Here is an 18052-nt window from a genome sequence, read left to right on the forward strand (position 1 = left end):
AAAGGACTAAAACTATCCCTACGAACCAAAGGAATTAGGTAATATAGCAACCGCCACATCGGGCGCGGACATAAATAATCTCATGAATAGAGCCGATACCCATCAAGCATAAATGGTTTGATTCCCGTACTATGCAATTGTCAACTGTCAACTGTCAACTGTCAACTGCTATATATGCAAATTCCCGAAACATCTCAAATTCCCAGCGACGATTTAAGACCAGCAAAAGAAAGCAATTTCCTAGCACAAAATCCCCACTTGCAAACTCTCGAAATTCCCGGTTTTGACGCCAACAATCCGCCAGATCCCAAATTAATCGATACCTGCGTCCACTGCGGCTTTTGTTTGTCAACTTGTCCGAGTTATCGCGTACTCGGCAAAGAAATGGATTCGCCGCGAGGCCGCATTTATTTAATGGATGCAATCAACGAAGGCGATGCACCTTTAAACGAAGCAACTTCGCAGCATTTTGATACTTGTTTGGGCTGTTTGGCCTGCGTGACAACTTGTCCGTCTGGCGTGCAGTACGACAAGTTAATTTCTGCAACTCGCCACCAAGTTACCAGAAATCAAAAACGCACTTTTTCTGACAATGTAATTCGCACTCTGATTTTTAATCTCTTTCCTTATCCTCACAGATTGCGGCCGTTGCTGGTACCGCTGTTTATTTATCAAAAATTAGGACTTCCAAAACTAATTCGGAAAACAGGTTTGCTAAAAAAAGTATTTCCTCGCTTGGCGGCGATGGAATCAATTTTGCCGAAGGTAACAGTCGATTCTTTCCGGGATAATTTACCGGAAGTCATTCCCGCACAAGGGGAGAAACGCTATCGAGTTGGCGTGATTTTAGGCTGCGTGCAGAGGTTGTTGTTCTCGCCTGTTAATGAGGCTACGGTGCGTGTTTTGACGGCTAACGGTTGCGAGGTTGTGATTCCAAAAAGTCAAGGATGCTGCGCTGCTTTACCGGAACATCAAGGACAAGCCCAACAGGCGAAAGCTTTGGCGAGACAGATGATTGATAGTTTTGAAAATACTGGTGTTGATTTTGTAATTATCAACGCTGCGGGTTGCGGCCACACTTTGAAAGAGTACGGTCACATTTTAGCAGATGACCCGGAATATCGCGAGAAAGCTGAGAAGTTTGCTGCTAATGTCAAGGACGTACAAGAATTTTTGGCAAGTGCGGGAATTACGGCGAAACTCAATCCTTTGATTGAGGGAGATTTGACAATTGTTTATCAGGATGCTTGTCATTTGTTGCACGGACAAAAGATTAGTTTGCAGCCGCGCCAGTTGTTGCAACAAATTCCTGGTGTGAAGTTGAAAGAACCTGTGGATGCTGCTTTGTGTTGCGGGAGTGCGGGGGTTTACAATATGCTTCAGCCGGAAATTGCTGATGAGTTGGGCGTGCAAAAGGTGGAGAATTTGTTGAATACTGGGGCCGAGTTGATTGCTTCTTCTAATCCTGGTTGTTCTTTGCAAATTAAGAAGCATTTGGAGTTGCAGGGGAAATCTGTGACTTTGATGCACCCGATCGAGCTTTTGGATTATTCTATTCGTGGGGTGATGTTGCAGAAGCATTAGTTTTGTAGGGCGGCCGGTGTCCGCCCTGCTGTTGACAGTTGACAGTTGACAGTTGACAGTTGACAGTTGACAGTTGACAGTTGACAGTTGACTGTTGACAGTTGACTGTTGACTGTTGACAATTGACAGAACAAAGAGGGAAGAAGGGGAGAATTGACTAATGACCAATAACCAATGACAACTGACCACTGACCAATAACCAATGACAACTGACCACTGACTACTGACTACTGACTAATTCCAACCTCAAAAAATGTACTTGTCCCGAAGCTTCCGCCGCCACAATTGTTACCCCATCCGGTGCAATAGCGCAAGCTTTCAAAGCACTATCTCCCCTAAAAGTAGCAACTACTTTTCTACTCAACAAATCCCAAACTTTGAGAGTATTGTCATCTGAAACGGAAATTACCTTATTTCCCAGCGTCGCTACAGATGTTACCGCATCGGCATGACCTGCTAAAGTAAAAGCTTCTTTTCTACTTGACAAATTCCAAACTTTTATAGGTGTTTCTCGCCCGCCAGAAATTGCCCATTTGCCGTCCGCCGTAACTGCCACAGCATTTACAAAACTCTCATGACCTTTGAGGGTAAAAAGTTGATTTTTGACGGCAAAATTCCAGAAAGTTGCCAAAATATTCTCGTCTTTCCCCAAACTCCAAACTTTTAGGGTTTTGTCGCCCGCAGCCGAAATAATCCGCTTACCGTCGGGAGTAACTGTCACAGCTTTTATCCCGTCGGTGTGACCGATAAATGTCAAAACTTCCTCTCCTGTTTCCAAATTCCAAACTTTAATAGTTTTGTCGGCAGAACCTGAAATCGCCAGCTTGCCGTCGGGGGTAACAGCAACAGAATTCACCCAATCTGTATGACCTGTGAAAGTAAATATTTCCTGTCCGGTTTCGAGATTCCAAACTTTAACAGTTTTGTCGCCGGAACCTGAAACTATTTTCTTGCTGTCCGGGGTGACAGCGATTGCTTTTACCCAGTCTTTATGACCGGGAATAGCAAAAAGTTCCTCTCCATTTTCCAGATTCCAGACTTTAATGCTGTTGTCTCCAGAACCGGAAATAACTTTCGTACCGTCGGCAGTGACTGCTACAGCATTTACCCAATCATCGTGACCGGCATAGGATAAATTTTCTTGGCCTATTTCTAAGTGCCAAACTTTGAGAGTTTTGTCAGAGGAACCTGAAACTATCCGCTTGCCGTCGGGGGTGACGGCTACAGCATTCACTGGGGCGATGTGATTGGTAAAAGTGAAAAGTTCTGCTTGTGTTTCCAGATTCCAAACTTTTAGCGTTTTGTCGCCTGCTGCGGAAATTACCCGTTTTCCGTCGGGAGTGACTGCCACAGCTTGGACGAAGCTGTTATGAATTCCTAAAGTAAAAAGTTTTTCTCTCCGACTCAAACTCCAAACTTTGACTGTGCCGTCATAACTGCCGGAAATTATTTGTTCGCCGTCGGGAGTTACTGCTACAGCTTTTACCCAATCTGCGTGATCCGTGAGGGTAAATAGTTCTTTTCCTGTTTCTAGGTTCCAGACTTTAATGCTGTTGTCTCCTGACCCGGAAATCAACCGTTTGCTGTCGGGAGTTACTGCTATGGACTGCACAAAACTGCTGTGACCTTTTAGGTTGAAAATCACTTCTCCTGTTGCTAAATTCCAAACTTTTATGCTGCCGTCCCACGAACCGGAAATTACTCGCTTGCCGTCGGGAGTTACTGCTACTGCTTCTACTGCAAAAGTATCGCCGGCAAATGTCAATATTTCTGTTTTAGTTGCTAAATCCCAAATTTTAATAGTATTGTCCCAAGAACCGGAAATTACTTTAGTTCCGTCTGGGGTGACGGCTACAGCATTGACGTAGGTAAGATGACCTTTGAGGGTGGCAAGTTCTTCTCCTGTTTCTAAGTGCCAAACTTTAAGAGTGTGGTCGGATGAGGCAGAAATTGCTTGCTTGCCGTCTGGGGTGATTGCTACTGCTTGCACCCAATCTGTATGTCCGGTGAGGGTTCGCAGCAATCTTCCGCCCGGAGGGGTAAAGCTGGGCGTTAGTGGCCGCAGCCACGGATTTTTCTGATGTTTTGCTTGCGCTAGCAGTGCTTGAATTTCTGGAATTTCAAAGCGCATTAAGCGGGCAATTAGTTGGGCTGCTAGTTGCGTTGGATCTTTGGCTATAATGTGTGAAGAAAGCCGGATTGCTTCTTGGATTAATTTGAGTTTGTCTGCTTTTTGTTCGGAGCTGATAATATCTGGACAGGTTGCTAGATCGTAATCTTCTATTAGTGCTTGTACTCCAGATGCCGACAGCTTTGCTTCAATAAAATTGTAATCTGTTAGTAAGCTGTATAATTTTTCTGAATCAGAAGTCGCTGCTAGCTGACTTGGCAGAATTCCCAAACAGTGCGTCTGTTCGGCGGGCTGCATTTGATCCAGCCCATGTGTAAAGTCGCTCATAAATTTGTGATGTCTTTTTTAGTGATGTCTTTTTTAAATGTATGCGATCGCTAGCTGCACCTTGCTGGAAATTCGATGGAGAAACTTTTCTCGCTTACTTAGCATGGCATATTTGAATGCTATTTTGCTAGCGATGTGCTGCCATTGTTTGCCCGATATTTGAATCGAGGGCTGGTTTTTTAGTCTGAGTCTGCCTGGAGTATTTTAAAGCAGCCCCATTACCATAAACAGCAGCCGATATCATTACCTCAACAGCGCTAAATCTAGGGAGCGATCGACAAAAGCTGACATAGATCGTTGCTTTTCTTAATATAGCTGGTCTGTTGCCAATGATTCTCGATCGCCCAACAGTGTGATGCGATTTGAGATATTACATCTACTTCACACATAAATCTGGGAAGTTGAACTTTTATGAAAATTTTGGAGTTCCCAGACGCGCCAGCCCGTGCTGGTAGCAGTTTTTGGGCGGATAGAGGCTAAAAACTTTGATGTGTGGCAATCCTATTTGATGTGGGAACAAGACTTTTTTAAGGCAACACTTTTGTACCAGAAGGCTCTAATTTTGTATTTATAGCAATCGCCACACCGGTGAGGACATAAATAACCTCATGAATAGAGCCTAGAGCCTGTAGCAGAAACGGTTTGATTTCCTTGACGAAGCAACTCTTCGACTTCGCTCAGCGCAAGCTGTCCACTCTTCGACTTCCCTCGACTTCGCTCGGGACAAGTCGCTTTTCGCGCAAGCTGTCCACTGTCAAGCGGCCCACTGCTATAGCAGGCGCAGCCAGTGAGGCAAATGTTGCGCCGATTGGGTGAAGCAACTCAAGGGCACCTGCAATCTGGTTCGCCCAAACCTCGCGGAAACCTTTGCAGGCGCGCCCCATTCCTTTAAAATAAATTATGGGACTTGCACTCTTAAACCGGGTTGATAGCTAAAATCTTTGGTTTGACCGCTAGGTGCACAGGAGGAAACTGGGTTTCTGACTCCAGAGGGCGCAAGTCGCGAGAATCAAGAACTATTTAGGTTTAGAGACAAATTTCATGGATGTTAGCGAGTTTTTTGAGTTAAGTGCAGGCAAATGGTTTTCGCAACGTACCGTACACAATCTTAAGTCGGGCGAATTGCAGGCAGGTAAATCTGACCTCAAAATAGAAATACTGACAGCTAGCGATGCAGCAGTCGTTGAACTTTGCCAACAACATTCGATTAACCCGGCCTCAACTGGGCTAAAGGGCGTTCGGATTAGTTGGGACGGTACTGCCGATCGCGCTGCTGCCAAACAAATTGGTTCTACAATATTAGCGATCGTACCCGATCGGGAGAATCCCAGCGAAGGCAAAGTGTTGCAAGCCAAGGGAAACACCCGCTACGTCATGGGCGGCGACGACGTGCTGACATTGATTACAGAGTCAGATACTGTTCGCGCCGAAGAAAGGCTGTGGTATCTCATCCCTAACCTGCGCCTGCGTACTAGCGTTGTCAAGCAAGCTAACGGTACGGAACAAGCCTCTTTTTGTTCGGAAATTCGGATGGGAGGAAGCCCGAAAACTTAACACGCTGTAGATTTTAGATTTTGGGATTTGACATTTAGTCTACAGATAAATTTGGGAGTTCTAACTTTGACGCCAAATTTTTGACTGTTGGCAACTTATAGTATTTTCCCAAAATCATCCAACTGTCGGCCGGCTCGGACAGCCGGTGCTTTGAGATAAAAGGAGGCTCTTCTTCGCCAATAATCTGCGTTACCAGTCCGAGCGAAAGTAACAAGCCAAAGTCCGGCCTTGTATCTGTTGTTGGGTCGATCGCACGCAACTATCTAATTCGCACGACAGCTTATTTCTGCTTTCTGCTTTCTCCCTTTTTCCTGCGGCCTTCTCGGGCAACGGCTTTTAATTTACTGTGAAAATCAGTGTGCTTGGCAACTGGAAAGGATTTAGTTGCGGGTTTGTCTGCTAAGGAGCGATCGGGTTCAGCTCGATCGGCTAGGGCAGTAACAGCCACATCTTCATATACTACAACTTCTGTATTTTCTTTGGTGCGATCGTCGGCTGCGGGCAATTTTTCTGTTTCCTGCGCCTCTGGGTTAGGGACTGCTGCATCTGGCGGGCGATCGATTTTTGGCGCCATCGCATCCACCACATCTAACTCTGCAACACTGACTTCAGATGCTGCTGGATGGGATGGTGATAAAATTATATTTTCCTGCCGTCGCCCTGCCTCGCTTTCAAAGGTTAAATCCTGAGGAAAATTGTTGCATACCAAGCGTTCAAACTCGCGATTGAAATGATAGAGCGGTTCGCCTATCCGCTGCCACATACTCAAGAGCTGTGCCACAGAAACAGCCTTGTAGCGCCCTTGATAAAGCGCTTCAACTACTGCTAAGCGCAGCCACTGACCGGGATACTTTGTCAGCCATTCACCCGCCAATTTCTCTGCTTTTTTGCCACCTAGGTCAAAACCGTAGTGAACCAGCAGAGCCGCCGCTTCGGCAGATATTGCCCTCACTTCTGTCATGGGAATTGGTAATTAGTCAGTTGTCTGTTGTCTGTTGTCTGTTGTCTGTTGTCTGTTGTCTGTTGTCTGTTGTCTGTTGTCTGTTGTCATTGGTAATTGGTTATTGATCGGTCAGCATTCAGCATTCAGCATTCAGCAGTCAGCAGTCATTTGTCATTTGTCATTTGTCATTTGTCATTGGAAAATTTAGTAATTGACAATTGGATAATTTGTAATTAATAATTATTGGTGATTTTTTTAGCAGCTTCATTATTACCAATGACTAATGACAAATGACCAATGACAACTGACAACTGACCACCCTTCGACTTCGCGAGCGGGTAAAATGACCAATGACTAATGACTATTTTACCCAATTAAATTAATCTGATAAACGCACCCCTCCTTCTACTGTTCGCACGTCCCCGGAAAAAGGTTGGGGAGTGCCGTTCCAGTTGAAGTCGCTAATTCTAAAAGTCAGGCTGCCGACTTGACGCTCAGGATTAAAACGCAAAATAATTGCGTAGCTGCGGCGGCTGTATTCCAGAGTGTAGTTGGTACTGATTGTTTCCTTGCTCTCTAAATTAATAGCACTTTGAAACCCGACTCGAAAGCCTCCGTAAACTTGCTGCACAAGTCCAAAAGACAAGACTTTCAAATCTACTAGCCGATCGAACAAATAAGGCGATACCCCGTCCCGCGACACCTGAGTGTAAGTCACGTTAAATCCAGTGTAATCGAGGAAAGGGCGGGAGAAATGACCGAACTGCCCTTGAAGGCCGATGCTGCTGGCGATCGAATTTTGTCTGTCGCCGCTGCTGTAATATGAGCCAACTCCTCGGACTCCCAGGGCCAGTTGCAAGAAAGGAACTACTGGCGTCCGCGTGTACTTCAAACCTTGGGTGGGAGTACGGGGTAGCGGCTGACCTTGCCACAGGTTGAAGCCGCGGCTGAGGGCGATGCTGGCTTGGGCGCGACCCAAATCGATGCGGTTGTTTTCGCGTACTGGTGGGAGCAAGTCGGGTCGATCGGTGTCAGCATTGATAAATTGATACCCGGCTTGGTAGCTGAAATTGATGCCCGTGCTGCCGATTTGCATCTGCGGGGAAGTGAGGACGGCTCCGAGACTGCTCTGCACGGTTTGCTCGCCGAGAGAACCGTTAAAGAGCCGATCGCGATAACTGTATTCTGCCGCTAAAGAGTGAGTGCCGATCGACTGGCGCAAGCGCAAATTGCCCCGAAAGGTGTTTTCTGGCAAATTCGGGAAATTGTCGAAAGTCAGAAATATTGCCGAGCCTTCGATGTTGGTGCGCGGGCCCAGGCTAGCGCCCAAGCGGGCTTTGAGTCCGTAGCTGTCGGGGAAAAATGGATTGCCGCCGTGCTTTTCCAGAGCCCGCTGTAGGTAAATTTGGGGAGTCAGAGTCAGTCGCACCGGCCCGTTTTGCAATACTTCAAAACCGCACTCGGCGAACAAACCCCCTCTGTCTCCGGCGTCGTAGCCAAAGTTCAAACAGGGGCCGTTCTTCTGTTTGCTGTCAAAAACTTGGCGCCGGGGATAGACGGGTATTTTGACGCGGTTGTCAAACACGAGGCGGGGGGAATTTGTGACCAGTTCCTCAGCCGTGGGCGAAATCCTTCTAATCGTCGCTCTGCGGGCCCTGTATTCAAGTTCTGGCGGGGAAAACGGGTCGTTAGTTATCCGAATGTTGGTGGCTACCCGGCTGCCGTCTGGCAGCAGTTCGAGGCGTTCTGCTTCAAAACGGACGCGGTTGACGGCGCCGGTAACTTGGGGGGCGGCTAGCTGTCCGCCCCCGCCGACGGTAATATTCGCGGCTCCGGACGATTTGACTCCGCGCACGGGCTGTTGGCTGGTAATTCGATCGCTCAGGGGCTGTTCGAGAATGGTGCCGGCACTGATATCTGTGGGGAGTGTCGGGGTTAATTCGCTGCCTGCTGCGGGGAGGAAAAGTTCGCCGCTGGCTTGTTCGACGGCGCCGGAGTTGAGGCCGAGATTGAATTCCATCTGCCTGCCCCGGATGACTTGTTGCCCGCGGGTATAGGCGACATTACCGGATGCTATCACTTGGCGGGTGACTAAGTTGACGATCGCGCGATCGGCATCAATCACGGTTTGGCGGAAGCGCACAATCACCCTACCCACCGCCGTGACAATTTGCTGCTTGTCGTCAAATTCTTGGCTGTCGGCTTTAATTTCGATCGTATCTGCCGGACTCACCGGAAATGGTACCGTGCGTTGAGATGGAGCAGTCCGCACCCCTGGTGGCGTGCCTGGTTTAGGCTTGGGTTTCGGTGTCCCGGGCGCTGAGGGCGCGGGCGGGGTGCCAGGTAGGGGGGGAGTACCTGGTGTAGGAATCTCGAACTGGGGCTGCTGGTCGCGCGCTGGAGGTGGTTCTGGTTCGGGAATATCTGGAGCAACAGGGGCGCTATCTTCTAATTGCCTGCCTTTTGCCTGATACCCGTTTTCCTGTGGCGCAACAAGATTACTTTGCTGCGGTTTATCCTCGGTTCTGAGAGCCTCTGGGGTCGGTTGTTGATTTTGGCTGGAAACAGCCGTTTCTGCTGGTGCTAGCGGATAAGCAGTAAACGAGGCGTCTTTTGGAGCTGGGGCTGTTGCTGTTGGCTGACGCCCAAATTCCGCTACTGCGCCCCCGCTGTCTGCGGTGGCTAGGGGGTCGCCGATTGCGAGAGGTTGCTCTGCTGCTGGAGCGGTACCGAGGAGTGCGACACTGGTTGGTGGTTGAACTGGTGTGGGTTGGGGTTCGAGGATTTCTGAGCTTGATTCCGGTATTTCTGGGGCGGGGCTGCGGGTGTCAGAGTCGCTTTTTGCCACAGTCAGGGCTGCTTTCTTGGGCTTTGCGATGTAGATGACGGCAGATGGTTCGGGCGGCGGTACCGGATAGGGCATAGTTAAAACAGGTGAGTCATCCGATTTGAGATTTCTGATTTTAGAGTTTTTTTATAGCGGGCAATTTATCGTTCAAATTTTTGCATTTAACGGGCAACGTTTCAAGGTTAACCGAAAATCTTTAAAGATTCAGTCTGTTTTAATCTACTACGGGGAGTGAAGGACAAGCTAAAAGCCGTCCATAACTTGCAAGAACGGCTTGGTGCGGTTATTGATGAGGGGGAAAAGCCGTCCTCAAAGGATGGGGCTTGTATCCCTTTGTTTCTGTCATTTTTTGCGGGTTGACCGCCTAATTCTGGGGGTGCTGTGTGGCACCCCAGGCTGGCCGTCGATATAGTTTGTTTATTCCATGTCTCTGCGGTTGGGGTTCCGGGCTGGGTCATTGGACAAAAATCCAAATATGAACAGGGAAACAAAAAATAGAACAACTACATTAACTACGATTTTGAGGGTTAGCACGCTAGGGAGTCTCCAAAGATGGCATCATACTGAGCTGATTTGCTGCTGTTGCCGCAGCTTTTTTATCATAAGCTAAAGATTAGTCAATTTTATCTTTGGTGTTGAGGATTTTTGGCAAGTTAATTTTTGCCCAATTCCAGATTTGCTCGGCGATTTTTTCGATGCGTAGCATGACGAGATCGAGCCATTCGAGCACTTGTTCTAGCGGGTGCTTAATGTATCCCATCGATTCGGCTTTTGTTTCTAGGTATTCGTCTTCGGGTTGGGCCGCCACACTCTGATTTTTTGCTTGTGCTGTTGTTGTGACGGGGCTGTACCGGCTCGTTGGCTGGCTGATGGCTGCTGGTGATTTGCCTGTTGGTGTGGTGTTGGAGTTTGTGTGTTTTGACACTTGGGTTTCCTGGGCACACCCTGGGGTGGATGCTGTTGCAAGTGGGGAGCTGTTTTCGGGAGTGACTGCTAAATTTGATGTTGCTGCGGGTTGATTGTTTGGGACTTTGGTCGCCAGCAGGCTTTGTTTGAGCTGCGCTACCAGGCGGTGAATTGCTTCTGGGTAGGGGGATGTTGGGATCGCGGTCGATCGACCTTCTCCTATTTCTTGCTTGACTTTAGGGATATTTTGTGATCTGTCGCTCTGAGCTGTTGCTTCTGCTGCGATCGACTGCTGCGGTGCTGCTTCCCCGAATAAGTCTTCCCACTTCAGCCACGGTCGATCGCCCTCTGGGGATTTTTCGGCTTCTTCTCGCTGGCGCTGTTTTAAATAATACTGGATTGAGACGGATTTCTCCGTGTTATCACTGGCAGCAGTTTCTTTGCCCAGCAGGTTGTCTACTGACGACCAAATCATTTTTTCGATGTTTTGAGCGTATTTTTCCAGGATTTCACGGGCGGAAAGACCTAAGTTATTTTCCGAGTTCGATGTGTTATTTGTTACCTCCGGGTTGGTGGCTGCGGTTTTGGCGGTGGGGGGGAGGCTAAATTCTTCGAGGTTGACGGCTGCGCGATCGAGTAAGGTAACAAATGAGATCGGATTGCCGGAGCGATCGAATTTGCTGTTAAAATTATTTGGTAATTCTGGGGTAGGGCTGTCGGTTGCCTTTGATGCAGCAATCGACTGCTGTGGGATGTTGGCGATCACGATCGAGGTGGTGGCTTTTTCGAGTAAGATAGCGTTGCGGTCGATCGCGGATTTGACCGCTAAGATTGATTCTCCAAACTGATTTCTTTTCAGAGCAACCGGACTCGTCTGAAGCCAAGCCATCAATTCCCAAAAACGTCGCATTGGTGGAAGCTGAGCTTTTTTGGCTGCCGATGCTAAACCGAGATTAAATTTTAATTCTTTTTGAGTAATTTCGCGCCGTTCTTGCCCGCAGTTGGCGACTTCCCAAGTAATGCGACTTTCCAGGAATTCTTGCTGTTGGGGTGTCAACATATCTAAAATCCGATTTTCACCTCCCACCAAGACTAAAGTGCGGGCGGGGATAAAACTGGCGATTCCTTGAACTTTTGGCGGGCTGGTTAATTTAGTTTTAGCCAGGGGGTATTTGCCGGCGGAAGTTGTTCGATCTTTGGCGGTTTGTAGGCTAAGATTGATTGCTGCTTTGGAGGTGGCTGCGGTATTTTCCTGGATTAACTGCGGGAAGCTGGCTGCTGTTGTGGCGGTTTGCGACGAGTTTAGCAGATTTTCTGCCAGGTACAAAATTTGGGCGATCGAACTTTCTTCGGAGTTTTCCGGCAAATACCAATTTTCCGACAAATCAGGATTGTCGCCGGCAAATTCTTGAAGTTCCGGTAAATCTATAGTTTGACTCGATTCCCGCAACTGTCGGCTCAGCATTCGCGAACTTTGAACGAGCAAGTAAGCTGGATAAAGTAGAATTTGGGTAGTGCTGAGGGTGGCTTGCTTGATTTGTCGCCAAGTGCGATCGCAATTATCGGCGACTTGGCGGGACTGTTTGGATATAAAATTTAATAGTCGGCTTTGGTATGGGCCGTAGTAGCCGTTTGACATAAGTTTAATTATTGAATTCAGGTTTGAGATTCGCGCCGGAATTTCTGAATTTTGCAGTAAAATCAAACCAGGAGCTTAATCGCAGTTTCAAAATTTCTGAAACCTTTATTTCTTCGCGTCCTTCGCGTCTTCGCGGTTCAATTCCGATCCCGATTCCTACGCAACTCCTATTTTAGCTAAAAATGAACGCTTCTGTGCCACCTGCTAGCAATAATATTTCTGAAGTTGTCAAGAAGTTGCGCCGCCTCAGTCAAGTGGAGGTTCTGTCTGGTTGGAAATATTGCGATGGGGACTCGGTAGGTATTTCTAACGCAAAGGTGGCGGAACTTAACGGGAAAGGACATATTGCTTGGCCGTCTGGGAAGCAAGTTGTTTTTTTGGCGCAGAAATTCGTGATTCCTGACAATTTGCACGGCTATCCGCTGGTGGGTTTGCGGTTGCTGTTGGGCTTGACTTGGTGGGCAGAAGATGCTGCAATTTTTGTTAACGGTGAGTTAGTCGGACAAGGTGATTTGTTCGATTGTGCCGATCGAGTTTTGTTGAGTTCGTCGGTAAGTCCGGGAGATGAATTTTTGGTTGTGTTGCGCTTGATAAGCCCCGGCCACGACAGCGGTGCTCTAGTGCGATCGATTTGTTTGTACGAAGCTGCCGATCCTGGTTGTTTCGATCCGGGCTTTGTGGCGGACGAATTAGAGATTTTGCAACGGGCGATCGATCAAAATTTACCAAATCAAATTTTTTCAGGTTTTGCCACACTAAATTTAGCAAGCAGTCCAATTTTTGTCAATGCCCAACTGCTAAAATCTCAGATTGATTTGGCGGTGGGTAATATTGATTGGTCTGCTTTGCCGAACCGACAAAAGTTCGATCGCTCTTTGTCTGTTTTGCGGCACAATTTACTGGGATATCTGCGGGCTTTTTCTGAAGAGTTGGATGCTTTAACCGCAGAGGGCGCTGAGGACACGGAGGGAGGAGTTAGTGTTGCTTTTTCTGATGTTGCTGAAAATCATCATGGTACATCTATATATATCAGGGAAAATCCTGAGTGTTCCTCTTTTTCTGAAGAGTTGGATGCTTTAACCGCAGAGGGCGCTGAGGGCGCTGAGGGAGGAGTTAGTGTTGCTTTTTCTGAGGTTGCTGAAAATCATCATGGTACATCTATATATATCAGGGAAAATCCTGAGTGTTCCTCTTTTTCTGAAGAGTTGGATGCTTTAACCGCAGAGGGCGCAGAGGGCGCTGAGGGAGATATTGGTGTTGCTTTTTCTGATGTTGCTGAAAATCATCATGGTACATCTATATATATCAGGGAAAATCCTGAGTGTTCCTCTTTTTCTGAAGAGTTGGATGATTTAACCGCAGAGGGCGCAGAGGGCGCTGAGGGAGGAGTTAGTGTTGCTTTTTCTGAGGTTGCTGAAAATCATCATGGTACATCTATATATATCAGGGAAAATCCTGAGTGTGCTTCTTTTTCTGAAGAGTTGGATGATTTAACCGCAGAGGGCGCAGAGGGCGCTGAGGGAGGAGTTAGTGTTGCTTTTTCTGAGGTTGCTGAAAATCATCATGGTACATCTATATATATCAGGGAAAATCCTGAGTGTGCTTCTTTTTCTGAAGAGTTGGATGATTTAACCGCAGAGGGCGCAGAGGGCGCTGAGGGAGGAGTTAGTGTTGCTTTTTCTGAGGTTGCTGAAAATCATCATGGTACATCTATATATATCAGGGAAAATCCTGAGTGTGCTTCTTTTTCTGAAGAGTTGGATGATTTAACCGCAGAGGGCGCAGAGGGCGCTGAGGGAGGAGTTAGTGTTGCTTTTTCTGAGGTTGCTGAAAATCATCATGGTACATCTATATATATCAGGGAAAATCCTGAGTGTGCTTCTTTTTCTGAAGAGTTGGATGATTTAACCGCAGAGGGCGCAGAGGGCGCTGAGGGAGGAGTTAGTGTTGCTTTTTCTGAGGTTGCTGAAAATCATCATGGTACATCTATATATATAGGTGAAACTGGCGATATAGCTTTTCTCCATCAAGCAAGGCACTCGCCAGCCAATCAGCAATCAGCAATTACCAATCAGCAATTACCAATCAGCAATTACCAATCCAGACCTGACTCACTGAAAGTTTGCCAGAAATCTATATATATAGGTAAAATTTATTTGGTTGGTCACGCTCATTTAGACTTAGCTTGGTTGTGGCCGGTACCGGAAACTTGGGAAGCAGCAGAGCGAACTTTTGAGTCGGTATTGAAATTGCAATCTGAGTTTCCCGATTTGATTTTTTGTCATTCAACTCCGGCGCTTTATGCTTGGATGGAAGAGCACCGCCCGGATTTATTTGCTGCGATTCAGAAACAGGTAGCTGCGGGTTGTTGGGAAGTTGTTGGCGGGATGTGGGTTGAACCGGATTTAAACTTGATTTCGGCTGAGTCGATGGTGCGACAAGTTTTTTACGGACAGCGTTATGCGAAAGAAAAGTTTGGGGAATTGATGCGGGTGGCTTGGCTACCGGATACTTTTGGTTTTGGATGGCAATTACCCCAGATTTTGCGGCAAGGTGGAGTTGATTATTTTGTGACGCAAAAGTTGCGCTGGAATGATACGACGGAATTTCCCTACGGTGCCTTTGGCTGGGAAGGGTTGGACGGTACTACAATATTTAGCATGATGTCTGGTGCGATCGGCGAAAGTGTAGAATCTGTAAAAATGGCAAGTTACGCTTTTGATTGGCAAGTTAAAACTAATTTACTGGATGCTCTTTGGTTGCCGGGAGTTGGCGACCACGGCGGCGGCCCGACTCGCGATATGCTAGAGGTGGCGAAACGCTGGAAATTGTCGCCTTTTTTCCCGAAGTTGCATTTTGCTAAAGCAGTTGATTATCTATCTTTGATTGAAAGTCAGTTTTTGTCACCAGTGGCGGATTCCCAGTCTCAATCCTCTATTTCGCAACCGCCAACTCAGGAAAATTTACATATTACTGAAGTCGCCGAAAATTTGTCGTCAGATATCGCTAAGGAAGGTGGCGCCGAAAATTCGACAACTTTACCCGCAAGTCAAACGACATCGCCCGAATACGGGGAAAGTTTTCAACTTGGGAAGACAGCCGATAATTTGGTGGCGTCAGGCGGTAATTTTTCCGGCGAAATGTCGGAATTAAAGCCTGAATACCTTGATTTGCCAGCAGAGATTCACAACGAAAAATCTCAACTACCAAATTCTCCCCATCTCCCTCTCCCTCACGCCCCTATTCTCCCGATTTGGAAAGACGAACTTTATTTAGAGTTCCATCGAGGCTGCTACACGACTCGCGCCGACCAAAAACGCCAAAACCGCCGCTGTGAAGAATTGCTTTATCAAGCGGAATTGCTGTCTGCGATCGCCACAATTTGCACTGGTGCGGTTTATCCTCGATCCGAGCTAGAATCAGCTTGGAAACAAATTTTGTTTAACCAGTTTCACGATATTTTGCCCGGTTCTGCGATCGCCCAGGTCTACACTGATGCTAATCTAGCCTTTGCCGAGGTCGATCACGCTTGTCGCCACATCCTGCTACAATCTTTAGATGCCATCGCAGCTCGAATTTCTCTGCCTGCTCCACCGCAGCCGGACGCTCAACCGATTTTTGTTTTCAATACTCTCAATTGGTCGCGATCGCAGGTTGTCGCCGTACCGCTTCCCGATTCCTCCTCGGCTTGGCAAATTTACGATTTGTGCCCACACCGCCTGACTTCACAGATTCTCGCGGGCGATCGAGAGTCATTGCCCTTTACAATTTTATTCTCTGCCAGTGACATCCCGGCGATCGGCTACCGCGTGTTTTGGCTCTGTCGGGAAGTTCAAACTGTCGATCGTCCGCCTGTAAGCTCAGCCACGGAAAAAAACACAGAGTTATCAAAACTTACATACGGTATAGCACAAAAAAACACGCCTTGTCAAGAAACGCATTTTGTAGCCCCAGAAATCATCTTAGAAAATGAACTTATTCGGGCAATAGTAGACGCAGAAACTGGCAACTTATCCAGCATTTGGGATAAAGTAAATCAACGAGAAGTCCTGAATGCAGCCGGAGGCAATCAACTGCAAGCCTTTCAAGACAGCGGCCAATATTGGGATGCTTGGAACATCGATCCGAATTATCAACAACATCCATTACCCGCGCCGCTACTCAAAGAAATTTCTTGGGTAGAGCGGGGAGAAGTGCGACAGAGTTTGCGCGTGGTTGTGCAAATTGGTAAATCGGAGTTTCGCCAATATTATACAGTAGAGAAAGGTTCGCCGCTGCTGAAAATTAAGACAGTTGCAGATTGGCAAGAAACTCACGTATTAGTAAAAACAGCCTTCGGATTAAATGTAGAAGCAGATTTTGCAACGTGCGAAATTCCCGGCGGCGCGATCGCGCGATCGACAAAACCGCAGACACCCGCCGAAAAAGCCAAATGGGAAGTACCGATTTTGCGCTGGACAGATATCAGCAATGACGGTTTTGGAGTGAGTTTGCTTAACGATTGCAAATACGGCTGCGACATTCAACCGAATCAAATTAGGCTGACTTTGCTCCGGGGTTCGACTTGGCCCGATGAAGCGGCCGATCGAGGAGTCAGCGAATTTACTTGTGCAGTCTATCCTCACGCTGGAAATTGGCAGGATGCCGGCACAGTTCGGCGCGGGTACGAGTTGAATTTGCCACTGTTGGTAAAGGTACTGCCGAAGTTGGGGGAAAATCAAAATCCGACTCTACCCGCAGTTGGCAAGTTCCTAGATTTAGCAGCCCAAAATCTAGTGTTGATGGCATTTAAACAGTCGGAAGACAATCCGAATGTGTGGATTTTGCGCTGTGGTGAATCCGAGGGGAAAGAAGCCGTGCTAGAGTTGGATAGCGATTTGGGATTACAGATTTCCGAGTCAGTGGATTTGCTAGAAAGACCTGCAAATTTGTCTGAAAAGTTGCTTCAAGGGCGAGGTTTTAAAATAGAACCTTGGAAAATAGCCAGTTTTGCTGTTGTAATGAACCGCGAAGGCGCTAAGGACGCGAAGGAAGAGGGGAAGGGAATAACGGATAATTTCAAAATCTAAGGTAATGCCGATCGCCTTTTCGTACAGCCAAAAATAGCAAATTACCAAAGTAATGCCCGTCAGCGGCAGCCCGAACCGCAAATGTTCGTTAAAAGTTAAATTATAGCCGATTTTGCTGCAACTTCGGCGACAATTAAATTAGCCACAGAACCTAACAAAGTTAGATGACCCGCCATGGTGGAACCCGCCGCTAACATCAACCAAGCCGAGGTATCTGTTTTGACAATGAGTGATTGCAGAACTAATACTGCCGGCACGTTAGAAATCAAGTTAGACAGAATTACTGTTACTCCCAACAAACTCAGCGGTGTATTTGTAAAATTAGTTAGAGAGTCTAACAAACCCAGTTGTTGAGTTGCCTTAGTCACGACAAACAAGCCCGCAAACATTATTAGCAAATTCCCATCCACTCCTTGCAAAATGCGATCGGACTTGACGCGCCTGGTAATTAACAATATACTGGCAGCTATCCAGGCAAATTCTACTCGATGTGCTCGAACTAAAAAAGCTAGTAACAGTCCTGCTGTTACCAATAAAGTTTTTGTCAGTAAAGGCTTGAACAAGCGATACCTGACTTGGGGAACTTCTGGCAAAGATTGGTAAGAAAGCACTTCTGGATAAAGCAACCACAGCGAAGCTACTTGTACCAGCAAACAAATTAAAGCTATTGGTGCGAGAGAGCGGCAAAATTATCAATAACTAATTCCGGAAAAATGACCGACAAGAATATTTTGTGGGTTGCCGCTCACAGTTGCTACCGAACCTAAATTAGTACCTCCAGCTAAGGCCAGAAGATAAGGGATAGGATTCAGAGACAAAGAGCGAGTCAGAGTTAGGGTTAAAGGAGCGAGTAAAATGGCGGTGGTGTCGTTGAGAAAAAATGCCGAGAGAATGCCACTGCCAAAAGTAACGGCTACCAAAATCCCGAAGGGAGAACGAGTGCAGCGAGTTAAAACTTCCAAAGCCAGTTGAAAAAAAACCGGATGCTCCCAAAGCCGAATTAACTACGATCATTCCCAACAAAAAAACGATCGTACTAGGGTCGATCGCC

At 47.2% G+C, this 18052-nt stretch carries 8 protein-coding genes and 1 pseudogene; 3 read left to right on the top strand and 6 right to left on the bottom strand.

Going from position 1 to position 18052, the window contains the following annotated elements:
• Positions 1–174: 174 nt before the first annotated feature.
• Positions 175–1584 (top strand): heterodisulfide reductase-related iron-sulfur binding cluster, encoded by a 1410-nt coding sequence (locus QZW47_RS06270; protein WP_293125161.1) that lies wholly within the window; start codon positions 175–177, stop codon positions 1582–1584.
• 220 nt (positions 1585–1804) lie between these two features.
• On the opposite strand, the gene QZW47_RS06275 is transcribed toward QZW47_RS06270, so the two are convergent.
• Positions 1805–4042 carry a hypothetical protein gene (locus tag QZW47_RS06275; protein ID WP_293125163.1) on the bottom strand — a complete coding sequence of 746 codons (2238 nt, stop codon included), beginning with the start codon at positions 4040–4042 and terminating at the stop codon, positions 1805–1807.
• A 1041-nt stretch (positions 4043–5083) separates the two neighbouring features.
• On the opposite strand from QZW47_RS06275, the gene QZW47_RS06280 reads away from it, so the two are divergent.
• Positions 5084–5596 carry a phycobiliprotein lyase gene (locus QZW47_RS06280; protein WP_293125165.1) on the top strand — a complete coding sequence of 171 codons (513 nt, stop codon included), beginning with the start codon at positions 5084–5086 and terminating at the stop codon, positions 5594–5596.
• Positions 5597–5876: 280 nt separating this feature from the next.
• Here QZW47_RS06280 and QZW47_RS06285 read toward each other — a convergent pair whose 3' ends face one another.
• The 4 genes from QZW47_RS06285 to QZW47_RS06300 all read right to left on the bottom strand — a co-directional run bounded on the left by QZW47_RS06285 (position 5877) and on the right by QZW47_RS06300 (position 11932).
• The gene (locus tag QZW47_RS06285) at positions 5877–6557 is read right to left on the bottom strand and encodes a hypothetical protein (RefSeq protein ID WP_293125167.1); all 681 of its coding nucleotides are present in this window, start codon (positions 6555–6557) and stop codon (positions 5877–5879) included.
• Positions 6558–6918: 361 nt separating this feature from the next.
• Positions 6919–9462 (bottom strand): DUF3769 domain-containing protein, encoded by a 2544-nt coding sequence (locus QZW47_RS06290; protein WP_293125169.1) that lies wholly within the window; start codon positions 9460–9462, stop codon positions 6919–6921.
• A 342-nt stretch (positions 9463–9804) separates the two neighbouring features.
• Complete coding sequence (locus QZW47_RS06295) at positions 9805–9921, bottom strand: photosystem II reaction center protein I (protein ID WP_039887172.1); 117 nt, start codon at positions 9919–9921, stop codon at positions 9805–9807.
• 79 nt (positions 9922–10000) lie between these two features.
• Complete coding sequence (locus tag QZW47_RS06300) at positions 10001–11932, bottom strand: hypothetical protein (protein WP_293125181.1); 1932 nt, start codon at positions 11930–11932, stop codon at positions 10001–10003.
• A gap of 1895 nt (positions 11933–13827) precedes the next feature.
• Here QZW47_RS06300 and QZW47_RS06305 point away from each other — a divergent pair.
• A complete protein-coding gene (locus QZW47_RS06305; protein WP_293125620.1) occupies positions 13828–17001 on the top strand; it encodes an alpha-mannosidase in 3174 nt (1057 codons plus the stop codon).
• Positions 17002–17096: 95 nt separating this feature from the next.
• On the opposite strand, the pseudogene QZW47_RS30115 reads toward QZW47_RS06305, so the two are convergent.
• Positions 17097–17963 (bottom strand): annotated as a pseudogene (locus tag QZW47_RS30115) (SLC13 family permease).
• Positions 17964–18052 lie beyond the last annotated feature (89 nt).

Source organism: Microcoleus sp. bin38.metabat.b11b12b14.051 (genome assembly GCF_013299165.1).
GTDB lineage: Bacteria > Cyanobacteriota > Cyanobacteriia > Cyanobacteriales > Microcoleaceae > Microcoleus.

Bases quoted from the DNA above. Each gene is read 5' to 3' on its own strand.
- QZW47_RS06275 (WP_293125163.1), bottom strand. From the start codon at position 4,042: ATGAGCGACTTTACACATGGGCTGGATCAAATGCAGCCCGCCGAACAG.
- QZW47_RS06270 (WP_293125161.1), top strand. From the start codon at position 175: ATGCAAATTCCCGAAACATCTCAAATTCCCAGCGACGATTTAAGACCA.
- QZW47_RS06300 (WP_293125181.1), bottom strand. From the start codon at position 11,932: ATGTCAAACGGCTACTACGGCCCATACCAAAGCCGACTATTAAATTTT.
- QZW47_RS06290 (WP_293125169.1), bottom strand. From the start codon at position 9,462: ATGCCCTATCCGGTACCGCCGCCCGAACCATCTGCCGTCATCTACATC.
- QZW47_RS06285 (WP_293125167.1), bottom strand. From the start codon at position 6,557: ATGACAGAAGTGAGGGCAATATCTGCCGAAGCGGCGGCTCTGCTGGTT.
- QZW47_RS06280 (WP_293125165.1), top strand. From the start codon at position 5,084: ATGGATGTTAGCGAGTTTTTTGAGTTAAGTGCAGGCAAATGGTTTTCG.